Annotated in this window: 11 protein-coding genes, 5 pseudogenes and 1 other annotated feature; of the genes and pseudogenes, 11 read left to right on the forward strand and 5 right to left on the reverse strand. The window is 58.6% G+C overall.

The annotated features are described in order from the left end of the window. Window positions 1-7: 7 nt before the first annotated feature. Window positions 8-601, forward strand: a complete 594-nt coding sequence (gene cobO, locus JZM24_RS16000) for a cob(I)yrinic acid a,c-diamide adenosyltransferase (protein ID WP_215670909.1) — start codon at window positions 8-10, stop codon at window positions 599-601. Between the two features lie 248 nt (window positions 602-849). On the opposite strand, the pseudogene rluB reads toward cobO, so the two are convergent. The 3 genes and pseudogenes from rluB to rnm form a co-directional block, all read right to left on the reverse strand. After that, window positions 850-1,755: pseudogene (gene rluB / locus JZM24_RS16005) on the reverse strand (23S rRNA pseudouridine(2605) synthase RluB). A gap of 600 nt (window positions 1,756-2,355) precedes the next feature. Further along, entirely contained in the window at window positions 2,356-2,976 is a 621-nt protein-coding gene (locus JZM24_RS16010; RefSeq protein ID WP_215670912.1) for an L-threonylcarbamoyladenylate synthase, read from the reverse strand. Between the two features lie 52 nt (window positions 2,977-3,028). Continuing rightward, window positions 3,029-3,916 (reverse strand): RNase RNM, encoded by an 888-nt coding sequence (gene rnm / locus JZM24_RS16015; RefSeq protein WP_215670913.1) that lies wholly within the window; start codon window positions 3,914-3,916, stop codon window positions 3,029-3,031. A 200-nt stretch (window positions 3,917-4,116) separates the two neighbouring features. Continuing rightward, window positions 4,117-4,222 (forward strand) — a sequence feature (Trp leader region). Window positions 4,223-4,252: 30 nt separating this feature from the next. On the opposite strand from rnm, the gene JZM24_RS16020 reads away from it, so the two are divergent. The 6 genes and pseudogenes from JZM24_RS16020 to JZM24_RS16050 all read left to right on the forward strand — a co-directional run bounded on the left by JZM24_RS16020 (window position 4,253) and on the right by JZM24_RS16050 (window position 11,222). Then, window positions 4,253-5,815 carry an anthranilate synthase component 1 gene (locus JZM24_RS16020; RefSeq protein WP_215670915.1) on the forward strand — a complete coding sequence of 521 codons (1,563 nt, stop codon included), beginning with the start codon at window positions 4,253-4,255 and terminating at the stop codon, window positions 5,813-5,815. Next, window positions 5,815-7,408 (forward strand): annotated as a pseudogene (gene trpD, locus JZM24_RS18920) (bifunctional anthranilate synthase glutamate amidotransferase component TrpG/anthranilate phosphoribosyltransferase TrpD). The gene JZM24_RS16020 and the pseudogene trpD overlap by 1 nt, the downstream one beginning before the upstream one ends. Window positions 7,409-7,415: 7 nt before the next feature. Next, window positions 7,416-8,768, forward strand: coding sequence for a bifunctional indole-3-glycerol-phosphate synthase TrpC/phosphoribosylanthranilate isomerase TrpF (trpCF, locus tag JZM24_RS16035; RefSeq protein ID WP_215670921.1), 1,353 nt, complete (start codon window positions 7,416-7,418; stop codon window positions 8,766-8,768). Window positions 8,769-8,801: 33 nt separating this feature from the next. Then, window positions 8,802-9,992, forward strand: a complete 1,191-nt coding sequence (trpB, locus tag JZM24_RS16040; RefSeq protein ID WP_215670923.1) for a tryptophan synthase subunit beta — start codon at window positions 8,802-8,804, stop codon at window positions 9,990-9,992. After that, window positions 9,992-10,798 (forward strand): tryptophan synthase subunit alpha, encoded by an 807-nt coding sequence (gene trpA, locus JZM24_RS16045; RefSeq protein ID WP_215670925.1) that lies wholly within the window; start codon window positions 9,992-9,994, stop codon window positions 10,796-10,798. The genes trpB and trpA overlap by 1 nt, the downstream gene beginning before the upstream one ends. 109 nt (window positions 10,799-10,907) lie before the next feature. Next, window positions 10,908-11,222 (forward strand): BON domain-containing protein, encoded by a 315-nt coding sequence (locus tag JZM24_RS16050; protein ID WP_215671225.1) that lies wholly within the window; start codon window positions 10,908-10,910, stop codon window positions 11,220-11,222. A gap of 65 nt (window positions 11,223-11,287) precedes the next feature. Here JZM24_RS16050 and ompW read toward each other — a convergent pair. Next, window positions 11,288-11,924, reverse strand: a pseudogene (ompW, locus tag JZM24_RS16055) (outer membrane protein OmpW). Between the two features lie 277 nt (window positions 11,925-12,201). Between ompW and JZM24_RS16060 the strand changes: the two are divergent. The 4 genes and pseudogenes from JZM24_RS16060 to yciA all read left to right on the forward strand — a co-directional run bounded on the left by JZM24_RS16060 (window position 12,202) and on the right by yciA (window position 14,455). Beyond that, window positions 12,202-12,609: pseudogene (locus JZM24_RS16060) on the forward strand (YkgJ family cysteine cluster protein). Between the two features lie 54 nt (window positions 12,610-12,663). Further along, window positions 12,664-13,416, forward strand: a complete 753-nt coding sequence (locus JZM24_RS16065) for a YciC family protein (protein ID WP_215670927.1) — start codon at window positions 12,664-12,666, stop codon at window positions 13,414-13,416. 37 nt (window positions 13,417-13,453) lie between these two features. Then, complete coding sequence (locus JZM24_RS16070) at window positions 13,454-14,005, forward strand: septation protein A (protein WP_215670929.1); 552 nt, start codon at window positions 13,454-13,456, stop codon at window positions 14,003-14,005. A 41-nt stretch (window positions 14,006-14,046) separates the two neighbouring features. Continuing rightward, window positions 14,047-14,455: pseudogene (yciA, locus tag JZM24_RS16075) on the forward strand (acyl-CoA thioester hydrolase YciA). A gap of 223 nt (window positions 14,456-14,678) precedes the next feature. On the opposite strand, the gene tonB reads toward yciA, so the two are convergent. Next, window positions 14,679-15,419: a TonB system transport protein TonB gene (gene tonB / locus JZM24_RS16080; RefSeq protein ID WP_215670931.1), complete on the reverse strand. Its 741-nt coding sequence runs from the start codon at window positions 15,417-15,419 to the stop codon at window positions 14,679-14,681. Between the last annotated feature and the right edge of the window lie 241 nt (window positions 15,420-15,660).

The following is a 15,660-nucleotide window of genomic DNA, read 5'->3' on the forward strand; positions in this document are numbered from 1 at the left end:
CGCATTTATGGACGCCAAACGCCACCAACAGCGGCAACAACGGTTAAAACAGCAGGTCGATGCTCGTATCCGCGCCGCCACCGAGCGGCGTGGGATCCTAATTATCTTTACCGGCAACGGCAAAGGCAAAACCACCGCCGGTTTTGGGACCCTCACCCGCGCCGTTGGCCACGGACTTCGCGCCGCGGTAGTGCAATTCATCAAGTGGCAGTGGCCCAACGGCGAACGGCAGCTTTTGGAGCCGGACGGCGTGGAGTTTCAAGTGATGGCCACCGATTTTACCTGGGAGACGCAGAATCGGGAGCTGGACCGTAGTAGTGCCGCGCGCGATACCTGGCGTCATGCGCGGCGGATGCTGGCAGACGCATCGCTTGATGTTGTGATTCTCGATGAGCTGACCTATATGATCAGCTTCGATTATCTGGATCGCGAAGAGGTTATCGCCGCCCTTGCCGCGCGGCCAGCAGGTCAAAGCGTCATTATCACCGGGCGCGGTTGCCACCGAGCGTTGCTGGCTATGGCATATACCGTTAGCGAAATGCGGCCGGTGAAACACGCGTTCGACGCCGGCGTTATGGCGCAGCAAGGCATTTATTGGTGACACTGTCACATAAAAAGCGTTTTCCTTATTCTGGCTCTAAAACCGCCGCGACGGCACAGCGGGACACCGCCTCCAACACCCCGGGGCCTGCCTGCGGGCGATAAGCCACCCTCTTGTGGGGCACGTCAAAGCTTATCAGGCCTGCGTGAGTGCGCTCTGACGCCGTAGTAGTGAGACAGACCGGCTAAGCACCTGAAGCGCCGCCGCCGTAAGCCCGGATCGCCAGCCTGTGCCGTTAACCTGGATCATTAGCCGGTACCGTAAACTACACCATTATTGCGTTTACTGCTCTGGCCACCGCGCGCCGGCGTTCTCTGGCTGCTGCGCTTCACCGAACGGCGGATTTGCGTCGCCTTCAAACGGCGGCGATCGCGCTCTACCGGCAGCTTGGTGACCGCTTCAAGCGGTAACTGCACTTTCTCACGCAGATAGTTGGTGTGCTCAAGCGGCAGTTCGGTCCAGCCGCCGCGCGGCAGCCCTTTCGGCAGCGTAACGTCGCCATAGTGCACGCGGATAAGCCGGCTGACCTGCCACGCCAACCGCCTCCCACAGGCGCCGTACCTCGCGATTGCGCCCTTCTGTCAGCGTCACATTATACCACTGATTCAGGCCTTATCCGCCCTGAAAAGTCAGGCTGCGAAAAGCCGCCGGGCCGTCTTCAAGTTGTACGCCGCGGGTCAACTGACGCTGTTTATCCTCATCCACTTCGCCGAAAACGCGCACGGCATATTCACGTTCGATTTCACAGCTTGGATGCATCAGGCGATCGGCCAATTCCCCGTCGGTGGTGAATAACAACAGCCCGGAGGTATTAGTGTCCAGCCGTCCGACGGCCACCCAGCGGGCGTTATTCAGACGCGGAAGGCGATCGAACACCGTCGGCCGACCATCGGGATCGCGGCGCGTACAAAGTTCGCCCTCCGGCTTGTAATAGGCCAGGACGCGGCACACGGCCTCTTCAACCGGTTTGATGGCGATGATGCGCCCATCGAGACGGATTTTTGTGCTGCTGGTGACGTCGACGCGATCTCCCAGGGTGGCGACTTTGCCGTCTACGCTCACGCGCCCCTGTTCAATGACGGCTTCGATTTCTCGGCGGGAGCCCCCTGACCGGCGCGGGCCAGGACTTTTTGCAGTTTTTCGCTTTCGCTCATGGCGAACCTCGCTTGTCGCCTTCACAGGCGTCAGATGAATTAAAATATGTTACAAATCAACATATTAACAAAAACACCCGCGCCATTATACAGGATTATCCTGCCGCTGTAAGCTTTATCTTCTCCCCACAGGCACGGTGGTGGCAACGGGCCGCATCAGTCTGCGGCGGCAGCACGACAGCGGTCGCGCGGCCAAAGCCCCTTTCGTGCTAGCGGCGGTGGCGGTCAGTGGCGGCGGCGCGAGTCTCTGATTAGACCGCAAGCAGAGATAACACCTTTTTCACCGCATTTGAGACACCACCCGCGCAGCGCTGGCCTACTACCACTTACATTGGTGCACTCCCCGCGTAGCGCTGGCCTACTGCCACGCACATTGGTGCCCAGCCCGCGCAGCGCTGGCTTTCTGCGCCGTGCCTTGAAGCACCGCCAGCGCCGGTCTACCCACCTCCGCCCCGCTTTGACGTGCCTTCCGTGCGGGGATGGCCCGTTTCTCGGCACCAGTTAGCCGCCAGCGCGGAACCGCGGCACATTCGCTTCCTGTTCTCACACGCCGTCCGGCTATTGCGTCAGTTCGTCACGTCGCACCCGTCGGCGCTTGCGTCACAGGAACGGCGAGACATCGCCTACCCCCTGGCGCACCACCTGCGGCGTCGGGTCGGTCAAGTCGATTACTGTCGTCGGCTTCTGGCCGAGAAAGCCGCCGTGGATCACCAGATCGACCTGTTTACCAAGGCGATCACGAATGGATTCCGGGTCCGACTCGGCAAAATCATTGCCTGGCAGCATCAAGGTCGTCGACATCATCGGCTCATCCAGGGCCTCAAGCAGCGCCAATGCAATAGGGTTGGCCGGCACGCGCAGGCCGATGGTTTTGCGTTTGTCGCTCATCATCCGGAGCGGCACTTCCTTGGTGGCCTTAAGGATAAAGGTATATTTGCCGTGGGTGTTGTTTTTCATCAGTCTGAACGCCTGATTGTCCACCTGCGCATAGGTGGACAATTCAGAAAGATCGCGGCATACCAGCGTAAAATTATGGTGACCGTCCAACTGGCGAATGCGGCAAATGCGCTCCATAGCCGTTTTGTCTTCAAGCTGGCAGCCCAAGGCATAGCCGGAGTCGGTAGGATAGACGATGACCGCGCCTTTGCGCAGCAGATCCACCGCCTGGCTGACCAGACGCGGCTGCGGGTTATCCGGGTGAAGGGTAAAAAACTGACTCATTAATCAAACACTCCTTATTAAGGCGTCCGGCAGAGGACTCTGGCAGCCTGGTTTATCCCTCTGCGGCTGCGTGAGGACCGGCGGCAGGCAACACCGTCCAATCACGCCAAACCGGCTCAATCCCTCCCGGCAGCCACAGTTTGCGACCCAGCTCAATCCAGGCGCAGGGTTGATGAAAATCGGACCCTAGTGAGGCGAGAAGTCGATAATCACGGGCGTATGCCGCAAGCTGGCTCCTCTCTTGCGGCGACTGCTGGCACTGCGCGACTTCCATCGCATCGCCGCCGGCAGCGGTAAAGTGCGTCAGCAGCCGTTTCAGCCACTTGGCTGACAGGTCATAACGCCCGGGATGCGCTACTACCGCCTGTCCCCATGCCAGGTGGATCGCTTCAATCGCTTCATCTATTGTACACCACTGTGGCGGGACATAGCCGGTTTTCCCCCGCGACAGATATTTTTTAAAAACGTTGGCGACGTTGCTGGCCGCGCCAAGGCTGATTAGATAGCGCGCAAAATGGCCGCTGGTCACCAGATCGTCTTGCGCCAACTGGCGGGCTCCCTGCCAAGGATCGCGGATGCCCGCCTTGGCCAACCGCTCGGCAATGGCATGCGCGCGCGTCAGGCGGTGCGCACGCTGTGACGTCAGTAATGCCGTCAGCGCCGGGTGTCGCGGCCCGATGCCCAACCCGACGATATGGATTTCGTGATGCTGCCAAAGAGTAGAGATTTCCACCCCCGCCACCAGATTTAGCGGCAGATTGAGCGCAGCAATCGCCTCCTCAGCGGGGGAAATACCGTCGACGGTATCATGATCGGTTATCGCCAGCACATCGACGCCCATCGCTTGGGCGCGCACCACCAGTTCCCGCGGCGTGAGCAGGCCATCGGAGGCGGTAGTATGGCTGTGCAGGTCATAAATAACCCGTAAGGCTGTCGTCATCGGCTGTGCCGTCAAGGGATCTCCACGTGGTTTTCGTTGCCCTCCATCATAGCGGTAAACCGAGCTGAATCGAACTAGTGGATTTATTTTCGTGAGTTCATCCATTATGGTTGACTTTTTATCTCTGAACTAGTTTACTAGTACGTAGTTAAACAATGGCCTTCGAGATGCTTAACATGATGACCTTCAATACGGTAATGCTTCGCTGGTGGCGCACCTCCCTTTAGCGGGTGGTGAAATCATGCGTCGCTGTCATCAGACAGAGCAAGATCACAAATAGCCCGCTGCGTTAGCGGGTTTTTTTATGGGCGACAATCAGGAAAATAGATAATGCCAATGCCAACCAGTCACTATCAGATAGAATTGCTGCACGCGCAGGCCCCTTACCGCCCCGACCCGACCGCCATGTTCAACCAATTGTGTGGCGCCCGCCCCGCGACGCTGTTGCTGGAATCGGCCGAGATCGATAAGAAGCATGATCTGGAAAGCATGATGGTGGTGGATAGCGCGCTGCGTATCACCGCCCTTGGCCAGACCGTCACGCTGCAGGCGCTGAGCGCCAACGGCGCCGAGCTGCTGCCGCTGTTGGATGCCGCCTTGCCCGGGCAGGTGTCGATTGTCACCCACCCTTACGGCCGTGAATTAACCTTCCCGCCGGCGGAACAGGACGTGGATGAGGATGCCCGTCTGCGCTCGCTGTCGGTATTCGACTGTCTTCGCCTGCTACTGACGCTGGTCGGCCAGCCGGCGGATGCGCCGAAAGCGATGTTCGTCGGCGGGCTGTTCGCCTATGATCTGGTTGCCGGCTTTGAATCCTTGCCGCCGCTGCGTCCGGAACAACGCTGCCCCGATTACTGCTTTTATCTGGCCGAAACGTTGCTTATCCTCGATCACCAGCAACAAACTTGCGAACTGCAATGCAGCCTGTTTAGCCCGAGTCCGTCGGAAAAGCAGCGGTTGCAGTACCGGCTTGAGCAACTACAACATCAGCTAAGCCAAGCGCCGGAGCCCATTCCGCACCAGGTCATCGACACCATGACATTGACCTGCAGCCAGAGTGACGAAGAGTACGGCCAGGTCGTGCGCCGGATGCAGCAGGCGATCCGCGAAGGGGAAATTTTCCAGGTGGTGCCCTCGCGGCGTTTCTCCCTTACCTGTCCTTCGGCGCTCGCCGCCTACCACACGTTGAAGAAAAGCAATCCCAGCCCGTATATGTTTTTTATGCAAGACAACGAGTTCACCTTGTTTGGCGCCTCGCCGGAAAGCTCGCTGAAATACGCCCCGGATACCGGACAGATTGAAATTTACCCGATCGCCGGCACCCGTCCGCGCGGCCGGCGCGCCGACGGCACGCTGGATGCCGATCTCGACAGCCGTATTGAACTGGAAATGCGCGCCGACCATAAAGAGCTGGCCGAACATTTGATGCTGGTGGACTTGGCCCGCAACGATCTGGCGCGTATTTGCGAGCCGGGCACCCGTTATGTGGCGGATTTGACCAAAGTCGATCGCTACTCCTTCGTGATGCATTTGGTATCGCGGGTCGTCGGTCAGCTGCGCGCCGATCTCGACGTACTGCACGCCTACCGCGCCTGCATGAATATGGGCACCCTGAGCGGGGCGCCGAAAGTCCGCGCGATGCAGCTTATTGCCGAGGCGGAAGGGGAACGCCGCGGGAGTTACGGTGGCGCAATCGGGTATTTCACCGCCGCCGGCGCGCTCGATACTTGTATCGTAATCCGTTCCGCCTACGTTGAAGACGGCATTGCCACGGTGCAGGCCGGCGCAGGCGTAGTGCTGGATTCCGTTCCGCAGGCGGAAGCCGACGAAAGCCGCAACAAAGCGCGTGCCGTGTTGCGCGCCATTGCCACCGCCCACGACGCAAAGGAGCTGTTCTGATGGCCGATATTCTGTTACTCGATAATGTCGACTCGTTCACCTATAACCTGGTGGATCAGCTGCGCGCCAACCATCACCGGGTGGTGATTTACCGCAACCGGTTGCCGGCCGCCCTCATAATGCGCGCGCTTGCCGAAATGGAAAATCCGATCCTGATGCTGTCGCCGGGACCCGGCGCACCGGCCCAGGCGGGCTGCATGCCGGAGTTGCTCACGTCGTTGCGCGGCCTGTTACCGATTATCGGCATCTGCCTGGGCCATCAGGCGATAGTAGAAGCCTACGGTGGCCATGTTGGCCAGGCGGGCGAGATTCTGCACGGTAAAGCGTCGCCCATCCGCCACGACAACCAGGGCATGTTCGCCGGACTGCCGAATCCGCTGCCGGTGGCGCGCTATCATTCGCTGGTCGGCAGTCAGGTGCCGGCAACGCTCACGGTCAACGCCCACTATAACGACATGGTGATGGCGGTACGCAATGATGCCGATCGAGTCTGCGGCTTTCAGTTCCACCCCGAATCCATTTTAACCACCCAGGGGGGGCATTTGTTAAATCAGACGCTCGCTTGGGCACGGGCGTAATCACAAGGACTTTTCCATGCAAGCGATACTGGAACATCTCTATCAGGGCGGGCGTATCAGCCGCGAAAAAAGCCAGAAGCTGTTCGCGGCCATCATTCAAGGGCAACTGGCCCCGGAACAGCTGGCGGCTGCGCTTATCAGCATGAAGGTGCGTGGCGGATATCCCGAGGAAATCGCCGGTGCCGCCGGCGCGCTGTTGGCCGACGCCAGTCCGTTTCCGCGCCCGGATTATCCGTTTGCCGATATCGTCGGCACCGGCGGCGACGGCAGCAATAGCATCAACATCTCCACCGCCAGCGCTATCGTCGCAGCCGGCTGCGGCGCCCGGGTGGCCAAGCACGGCAACCGCAGCATTTCAAGTCGCTCAGGCTCGTCTGACCTGCTGGCGGCGTTCGGTATCCGGCTGGATATGCCGGCGGCGCTGTCGCGTCAGGCGTTGGATGAACTGGGCATGTGCTTTTTGTTCGCCCCACAGTATCATGCCGGTTTTCGACATGCGATGCCGGTACGTCAGCTTCTGAAAACACGTACCATTTTTAATGTGCTAGGCCCGCTGATAAACCCGGCCCGGCCGCCGCTGGCGCTGATTGGCGTCTACAGCCCGGAGCTGGTGTTGACGATTGCCGAAACGCTGCGCGTGTTGGGTTATCAACGCGCCGCGGTGGTGCACGGCGGCGGCATGGACGAAGTCGCGCTGCATGCGCCGACCCAGGTGGCTGAGCTGCGCGAGGGGACGATTGAGAGCTATACTTTAAACGCGGCAGATTTTGGCCTGTCGCCCCAGCCTGCAGAGGCCCTGCGCGGGGGGTCGCCGGAAGAAAACCGTGACATTTTGGCACGTTTGTTACAAGGTAAAGGTGAACACGCACATGAATCGGCAGTCGCCGCCAACGTGGCCCTGCTGCTCAAATTGTTCGGGCAGGAAAATCTCCGTGACAACACTCATCGGGCGCTGGAGGAAATTCACAGCGGCGACCCCTATGCGCGCGTGATGGCATTGGCAGAAAGAGGATAAGACAGCAATGAAGGACACGGTACTTGCGAAAATCGTCGCAGATAAATATGAATGGGTTGCCGGGCAGCAACGGCTTAAGCCGTTGGACAGTTTTCGCCATCAGGTTGCGCACAGCACACGCAGTTTTTATCACGCGCTGTCCGGGACCCGCACCGCATTTATTCTGGAATGCAAAAAGGCGTCGCCGTCCAAGGGCCTGATCCGCGCCGATTTCGACCCGGTCGCCATTGCGGGCGTTTACCGGCATTACGCTGCCGCGATTTCGGTATTGACCGATGAGAAATATTTTCAAGGCAGCTTTGATTATCTGCTAGAGGTGAGCCGCTCGGTAAGCCAGCCGGTCTTATGCAAAGATTTTATAGTCGATCCCTGGCAGATTTACTTCGCGCGCCTGCATCAGGCGGACGCCGTTCTGCTGATGTTGTCCGTGCTTGACGACGACACCTACCGCGCACTGGCGGCGGTGGCCCACAGCCTGAACATGGGCGTGTTGACCGAAGTCATCAGCGACGAAGAGCGCGAGCGCGCCATTGCCCTGGAAGCGAAAGTGGTGGGCATTAACAATCGCGACCTGCGCGATCTGTCGATTGATTTGAACCGCACCCGCACGCTCGGTCCGCGGCTGCCGGCGGGGGTGACGGTCATCAGCGAGTCGGGCATTAATCACTATCGCCAGGTGCGTGAGCTCAGCCACTACGCCAACGGCTTCTTGATTGGCAGCGCGCTGATGTCGGAGCCCGACTTGACGATGGCGGTGCGTCGGGTTATATTGGGCGAAAATAAGGTGTGCGGTCTTACCCGCGCCGTCGATGCCCGCGCCGCCCTGGAAGCGGGCGCGATATACGGCGGGCTGATTTTTGTCCCCGGCTCGCCACGGTGTGTGGATATAGATACCGCCCGCACCGTGATAGCCGGCGCGGCGCTGCGCTATGTCGGCGTGTTTCGCGATGCACCGGTGGCAGACGTCGCCGCGACCGCCCGCGCGCTGTCGCTGGCGGCAGTCCAGCTGCACGGCGACGAAGATCAGCGCTATATCGATGCGCTGCGCCACGCCCTGCCGCCCGAGTGTAGCATCTGGAAAGCGCTGGATATGCGTCACGCCCTGCCGGCGCGTGACCTGGCCCAGGTCGATCGCTATGTGCTGGACAACGGCGGCGGCAATCCTTTTGACTGGTCGCTGTTAAACGGCGACACGCTGGATGACGTCATGCTGGCGGGTGGACTGGCGGCGGACAACTGCGTGGCGGCTGCCCGTCTTGGCTGCGTCGGACTCGATTTCAACTCCGACGTGGAAAGCGCGCCGGGTATCAAAGATCATCATAAACTGGCTACGGTATTTCAGACGCTGCGCGCCTATTAACCTTCAGCCTGACACCATGAGAGACAACCAAGCATGACACGACTCAACCCCTATTTTGGCGAATTTGGCGGCATGTATGTCCCGCAAATTCTGATGCCGGCGCTGATTCAATTGGAAGACGCGTTCGTCAGAGCCCAGAGCGAACCGGCGTTCCAGGCCGAACTCAGCGATTTACTGATTAACTACGCCGGCCGGCCGACACCGCTCACGCTGTGCCGCAACCTGACCGTCGGTACCCGGACCAAACTTTATCTCAAACGAGAAGACTTGCTGCACGGCGGCGCCCATAAAACCAACCAAGTGCTGGGGCAAGCGCTGCTGGCTAAACGGATGGGCAAAACCGAAATCATCGCCGAAACCGGCGCCGGTCAGCACGGCGTGGCCTCGGCCCTGTCCTCAGCATTGTTGGGACTGAAATGCCGTATTTATATGGGCGCCAAAGACATCGAACGCCAATCGCCCAACGTGTTTCGCATGCGGCTGATGGGCGCCGAAGTCATTCCGGTGCACAGCGGCTCATCCACCTTAAAAGACGCCTGCAACGAAGCGTTGCGCGATTGGTCCGACAGCTATGAACGTGCCCACTACATGCTCGGCACCGCCGCCGGCCCGCATCCGTTCCCGACCATCGTGCGCGAATTCCAGCGGATGATCGGCGAAGAGACGCGCGCGCAGATGCAAGAGCACGAACAGTGCCTGCCGGATGCGGTCATCGCCTGCGTTGGCGGCGGCTCCAACGCCATCGGCATGTTCGCCGATTTCATCGATGAACCAGCGGTTCGCCTGATAGGCGTAGAGCCTGGCGGCCTGGGTATCGAGACCGGACAGCATGGGGCGTCGTTAAAACACGGCCGCACCGGCATCTATTTCGGCATGAAGTCGCCGATGATGCAGTCCGCCGAAGGGCAGATTGAGGAATCTTATTCCATTTCGGCCGGCCTGGATTTTCCCTCGGTGGGTCCTCAGCATGCCTACCTTGATAGCATCGGCCGGGCGGAGTACGTGTCGGTTACCGATGAGGAAGCCCTGGACGCGTTCCGACGCCTCTCCCGTCATGAGGGCATTATTCCGGCGCTGGAATCGTCCCATGCGCTGGCCCACGCACTAAGAATGATACAAGCGGAGCCGGAGAAAGAGCAGATCTTGGTGGTTAACCTGTCGGGGCGCGGCGATAAAGATATTTTCACCGTTCATGATATTCTAAAGGCGCGAGGAGACATTTAATGGAACGCTATCAGCAATTATTCAACCAGCTGGCGGCGCGCCAGGAAGGCGCATTTGTGCCCTTTGTAACGCTTGGCGATCCCAATCCCGCGCTTTCGCTACGCATCATCGATACGTTGATTGACGCCGGCGCCGATGCACTGGAGCTGGGCATCTCGTTCTCCGATCCGCTGGCGGACGGCCCCACTATCCAAAACGCCAACCTGCGCGCGTTTGCCTCCGGCGTCACGCCGACGCACTGTTTTGAAATGCTGGCAACGATTCGTCTAAAATACCCCGCGATACCGATAGGTTTATTGATGTATGCCAATCTGGTCTACAACGAGGGGATAGATGCTTTTTACGCCCACTGCGCCGAAGTCGGCGTCGACTCGGTGCTGGTGGCGGATGTGCCGCTGCAAGAAAGTCTGCCGTTTCGCCAGGCCGCCATGCGACATGGCGTGGCGCCCATTTTTATCTGCCCGCCCAACGCTTGCGATGATTTGCTGCGCGAAATCGCCTCCCACGGCCGGGGATATACCTACCTGCTCTCGCGCACCGGCGTTACCGGCAGTGAGAAACGGGCGAATAAGCCGCTCAAGCATCTGGTCGATACCCTGAAGGAATACCATGCCGCGCCGACGCTACAGGGATTCGGCATCTCCGAACCTGAACAGGTCCGTGTCGCGCTTGAGGCTGGCACGGCAGGCGCCATCTCCGGCTCGGCCATTGTGCGTATTATCGAAAAGCATGAGGATAATCCCGACTTGATGCTGGAAAAATTGGCCCGTTTCGTGCGAGAACTAAAGGCGGCGACCCGCGATTGACTGGCGCAAACGCAATTTATCATTAACAATATCAATGCCGGGCATCCCCAGGGGGTCCCGGCAAAGCAACCAAGCATAAAACGACAACGCATTCCATCAATGAGAGACTATAAACGTGTGGAAAGTCGCCGCCAGCCTGTTAACCCCTTTGATATTGGTCTTCGCGCTAAACGGTTGTGCGCCGACCGCCAAGTCTGAAGGCACCGGTGGCTATATTGACGATACGGTTATCACCGCGAAAGTGAAATCGGAATTGGTACGCGACGATCGCCTGAAAGCGCGGGAAATCAATGTGGAAACGTTTAAAGGCCGCGTACAGTTGAGCGGTTTTGTGGGCTCCGCCACCGATGCCAGCCTGGCGGTTCAGGCCGCGCGCGGGGTTGCCGGCGTCAAGTCGGTGGAAAACGATATGCAAATCAAATAACCCACGCCTGAGTTACGTCTTACATCGTGGGCGCGCTTGCGCCCTTTTTTGTTGGCCGACAACCATCAGAAACGATAGCCCACGCCAAACATAAACGCCCACGGTTTGATATCGGTATGAATGGACTGCTGCTCGCCGCCGGGCCTTGAAGAGAATAGTGGTATCAATATCCATATACCACACCGACATATTAAGCAGCCAGTTCTCGCTGACGTTATAATCCAGCCCCGCCTGCCCGGCCAGACCCCAGGAATGCTTCACGCTCAGATCGCTCAGGCCAAGATCTTGGCCCTTCTGGTTAAAATGGGCGTCATAAAAAGTGGTGTAGTTGACGCCGATACCGACATAAGGCCGCAGCTTATCCTGGGGATCGCCAAAATAGTATTGCGCCATCAGGCTAGGCGGCAGTTGTTTGACTTTAGCGATATCACCGGTGCTGTTAAGCCCGACGCGGTGACTGAACGGCGTCGCCGCCAATAATTCCACGCCGATATTGTCGGTGATCATATAGCCAAAGGTCAGCCCCAGTTGCGTGTTGTTGCTAACGTTAAACTCGCCCAACCCCAGCACATCATCCGAACTCTCGCTGGGCCGGACGGTGACACTGCCGGCGCGGGCGATAAAGTCGCCGGCCTGATGGGCGAACACGGGTTGACTGAAAAGAATAACGGCCACCGAAGCGGCCAAAAAGGTTGTTTTCATGCCCTGCTCCATTGCTGTTGTACTTACCGTTAGGGGTAAATTTGATCCTTATCACCATCCGGGCTAGCGGTGGTGTAGAGGCAAATTGATATGTCACACTGATAGCGAGTGTTATATCAATCCCCTTACTATTTACAGGTTGATCCATATCAACGGAATGGCAACAACAGCAAAAAAAGCGGTGATAACTCATTTCTGTTGCTTTCAAGCGGCCGGCTGGGTAGTCTTCAGGGAGTGTCAGTTCAGCTTCGACGCCGCGGCGTCGGTGGATAACAGCATGAGCGGTGATGGCAATCCCTGCCTGTCCTGCGGCGCCTGTTGCGCCTTTTTTCGCGTGTCTTTTTACTGGGCCGAGGGGGATGACGGCGCCGGTCGGGTGCCGGCGGCGTTAACGTAATCACTCACCCCCTTCTTGCGCTGCATGTCGGGCACTAACGATCGCGTAGTGCGCTGTTGTGCGTTACAGGGTCACGTTGTCCAACGCGTCAGCTGTATCGTCTATGCCTGCCGTCCTTCACCCTGCCAGGCATTTCAGATGAGCGGCGAAGACGGCCGGGCCAATGCCGCCTGCGATCGCGACCGGGCGCATTTTGGCCTGCCGCCGCTTCCGCCTTCGACGACGCAGGAAAAGATCGTGCCGCACTTACCCCCGGATGATGCATTAGGGTGCCAAGCCGTGGATTAACAGGGTAGAATAGCGAGCTAGCCTAATCGTTGATTGTTTTGCCAAGGAGCCCCCATGCCAATTATGGCAAGTACCCTGTACCGCGACACGTTGAATTTTTTCCGAAACCAGTTTGCCAGTATCTTGCTGTTGGCACTGCTGACGGCGCTGATAAGCGTCGTCCTGGAGCATGCGCTGTCGCCGGGAAGTGAGCAGCTGATGACGCTGAGCGACGGTACCCATATGGGCGATACTGCCGATATGAGCCTGCAGCAACTGGTACAGCAGATGTCGGTGGACCAACAGCGCGTGTTACTGAAAGCCTCCGCCGCCGGTACCCTGGCCGGTCTGGTCGGCAATGTCCTGCTGGCCGGCGGGCTGCTGACCATGATTCGTCTGGTATCCAACCGCCAGCCCGTCAGCGTAGTGCGCGCCATCGGTTTGTCAGCGCCGCTGTTGCCGCGCCTGCTGTTGCTTATCTTTCTTACCACGCTGCTGGTACAGCTGGGACTGCTGTTAATTATCGTGCCGGGTATCCTGCTGGCCATTGCCTTTAGCCTGGCACCGGTCATCGCCACCAGCGATAATCTGGGCGCTATCAAATCAATGCGCCTGAGCGCCCGTCTGGCGTTCGCCAATCTGCGGCTATTGGCGCCGGCTGTCTTGTTCTGGCTGCTGGCGAAGGCAGCAGTGTTACTCTTGGCCACACAGTTCACCCTGGTGTCGTCGCTGGCGGCGGCGGTATTATTGAATGGGTTGAGCAACCTTATCTCCGCGCTGCTGCTCATCTATCTTTATCGTCTGTATATGTTACTGCAGCAGGCCTGATGGCCGGCGTTTTCCCTTTTTACCGGTGGATTGTGTTATGAAGCAGTTTCTCGATTTTCTGCCCTTGGTGGTGTTTTTTATCGTCTATAAGCTCTACGACATTTACTACGCGTCCGGCGCGTTAATCGTTGCCTCTGCGCTGGTATTGGTTTACACCTGGCTGCGCTATCGCAAGGTCGAGAAAGTCGCCCTGATTACCTTCGTACTGGTGGCGATTTTCGGCTCGCTGACGCTTTATTATCACAATGCGGAATTTATCAAGTGGAAGGTGACGGTGATTTACACACTGTTCGCCGTGGCGCTGCTGGTCAGCCAATTCGTATTCGGCAAGCCGCTCATCCAGCGTATGCTGGATAAAGAGATCCATCTCCCCGCCCGTGTCTGGAACAATTTGAATATTGCCTGGGCGCTATTCTTTCTGGCCTGTGGCGCGGCGAACATCTACATCGCTTTCTGGCTGCCGCAGAGCATATGGGTGAATTTCAAGGTTTTCGGCCTTACCGTGCTGACGCTGGTGTTTACGCTGCTCAGCGGCATTTATATCTACCGCCATATGGCGGAGGACGAGCGCAATAATAATACCCATTAATCCGGTGCCTTCGGCACGGGTGACGTTAAGCGGGAGTGATGATGAGCGAAGAGATAAAGCCGCCCGGCGGCGAAATGGTGCTGCGCACGCTGGCAATTCCGGCTGACACCAATGCCAACGGCGATATTTTCGGCGGCTGGCTGATGTCGCAGACGGATATCGGCGGCGCTATTCTGGCAAAAGAGTTGGGTCGTGACGGTGCACGTCGACGGCATGACATTCCTGAAACCGGTCGCGGTGGGAGATGTCATTTGCTGCTATGCTAAGTGCCTGAAAACCGGCAACAGTTCGCTTACCATCAATATTGAGGTGTGGGTGAAGAAAGTCTCCTCGGAGCCCATCGGCCAGCGCTATCGGGCGACCGAGGCGGTGTTTACTTACGTTGCGGTGGATAACGACGGTAAACCTCACCCGCTGCCGCCGGACCGGCGTCACAGCGCTGCAGACTAAAGCGTCTTCATGGCCGGCGTCCCTGGGCACCCGGTCTTTCCGGTGCGCCAGCCGTGAAACCGGTCTGCACCGTCCAGGGCGCGCTTACCCTTTACACCCTTGCCCACCCCGCTCCGGCGTATCCCAAGCCTGGAAACCGGCATCATGCTGGTCTCTGCTGCCCGCTTATTGCCATAACGGCACCGGCGGCGCAGGGTTAGCGCCCGGTTTTGCGCCCCTATTCCTATTCGCCGCTGCTGACGCCCTCAAGGTCAAATTTGAAATTGACCGTCAAATTGGTCGCCGGCTTACCTGGCTCATAGGTCCAGCGGCGCATGGCTAACCGGATATCGCGCTCAAACATGTTACGTGGCTGAGCCGATAACACCCGCACATTCTCCACCCGACCGTCGGCATTAACATCGAACATCATGCTCACGCGCCCCTCAATGCCCAACGCTCTTGCCAGCGGGGGATAAATGGTGTTGGTACACTGCATGGCCCACGGCGCATTACTCACGCTTTTCATGCTGCTTAACGCCGTCGCGCTGGTGACCGGCTCGTTAGTCGGTCGAACCGACGGCGCACTGGGGACCGGCGTCGCCGGGCGCGTGTCGGGTTTCGGCGGCTGAGGCTTGATTTCACGGTGCCGTTCGGGCTTGGGCTTCGGTTTTGGTTTCGGCACCGGTTTGGGCACCTGCACCGGTGCGGGCGGTTCCGGCACTGGCTCTGGCTCCGGGGCAGGTTGCGGCACGACCACCGGCTCGGGCTGAACAGGCGGCTCAGGCGGTTGCTCCACCGGCGGCGCCTGCTGGGGCAGAGGAGCCACCAGCATCACGGTCATAGGCTGCTCGACGGCGGAAGGTAAACTTATCGGCGGCACCGTGGCATAAAGTAATCCTGCGACCAAAGAGGCGTGTAATCCGGCAGAGGCAATAAACGGCCAGGAAAAGCGACGGGTCTGATTCAAAATAGTTAACGCCATATCATTGGAAGTCGTGGATGAGGGCAAAGTTTAAATGCAAATAGCAATCATATTCAATAACTGACAGCGATCTCTTTCTCGTTTAGCGCATTTATCTGTCAGAGGGCAGGCGCACCGGACCTTCCGCTTCAGGGCCAATGCCTCAACGGTCATCTATCGGCCCCCGCCGTTCTACCCGCTCTCAACGCGTCCCTGTCGCGTAACTTTTCGTTGCGCTACAGGGTGCAATATCATAACGTGA

It is taken from the genome of Candidatus Sodalis endolongispinus, assembly GCF_018777395.1.
Lineage (GTDB): Bacteria > Pseudomonadota > Gammaproteobacteria > Enterobacterales > Enterobacteriaceae > Sodalis_B > Sodalis_B endolongispinus.

What these genes read in the sequence shown, in the direction of transcription:
- cobO (WP_215670909.1), top strand. Translation starts at nt 8, where the DNA reads ATGGACGCCAAACGCCACCAACAGCGGCAACAACGGTTAAAACAGCAG.
- JZM24_RS16010 (WP_215670912.1), bottom strand. Translation starts at nt 2,976, where the DNA reads ATGAGTCAGTTTTTTACCCTTCACCCGGATAACCCGCAGCCGCGTCTG.
- rnm (WP_215670913.1), bottom strand. Translation starts at nt 3,916, where the DNA reads ATGACGACAGCCTTACGGGTTATTTATGACCTGCACAGCCATACTACC.
- JZM24_RS16020 (WP_215670915.1), top strand. Translation starts at nt 4,253, where the DNA reads ATGCCAACCAGTCACTATCAGATAGAATTGCTGCACGCGCAGGCCCCT.
- trpCF (WP_215670921.1), top strand. Translation starts at nt 7,416, where the DNA reads ATGAAGGACACGGTACTTGCGAAAATCGTCGCAGATAAATATGAATGG.
- trpB (WP_215670923.1), top strand. Translation starts at nt 8,802, where the DNA reads ATGACACGACTCAACCCCTATTTTGGCGAATTTGGCGGCATGTATGTC.
- trpA (WP_215670925.1), top strand. Translation starts at nt 9,992, where the DNA reads ATGGAACGCTATCAGCAATTATTCAACCAGCTGGCGGCGCGCCAGGAA.
- JZM24_RS16065 (WP_215670927.1), top strand. Translation starts at nt 12,664, where the DNA reads ATGCCAATTATGGCAAGTACCCTGTACCGCGACACGTTGAATTTTTTC.
- JZM24_RS16070 (WP_215670929.1), top strand. Translation starts at nt 13,454, where the DNA reads ATGAAGCAGTTTCTCGATTTTCTGCCCTTGGTGGTGTTTTTTATCGTC.
- tonB (WP_215670931.1), bottom strand. Translation starts at nt 15,419, where the DNA reads ATGGCGTTAACTATTTTGAATCAGACCCGTCGCTTTTCCTGGCCGTTT.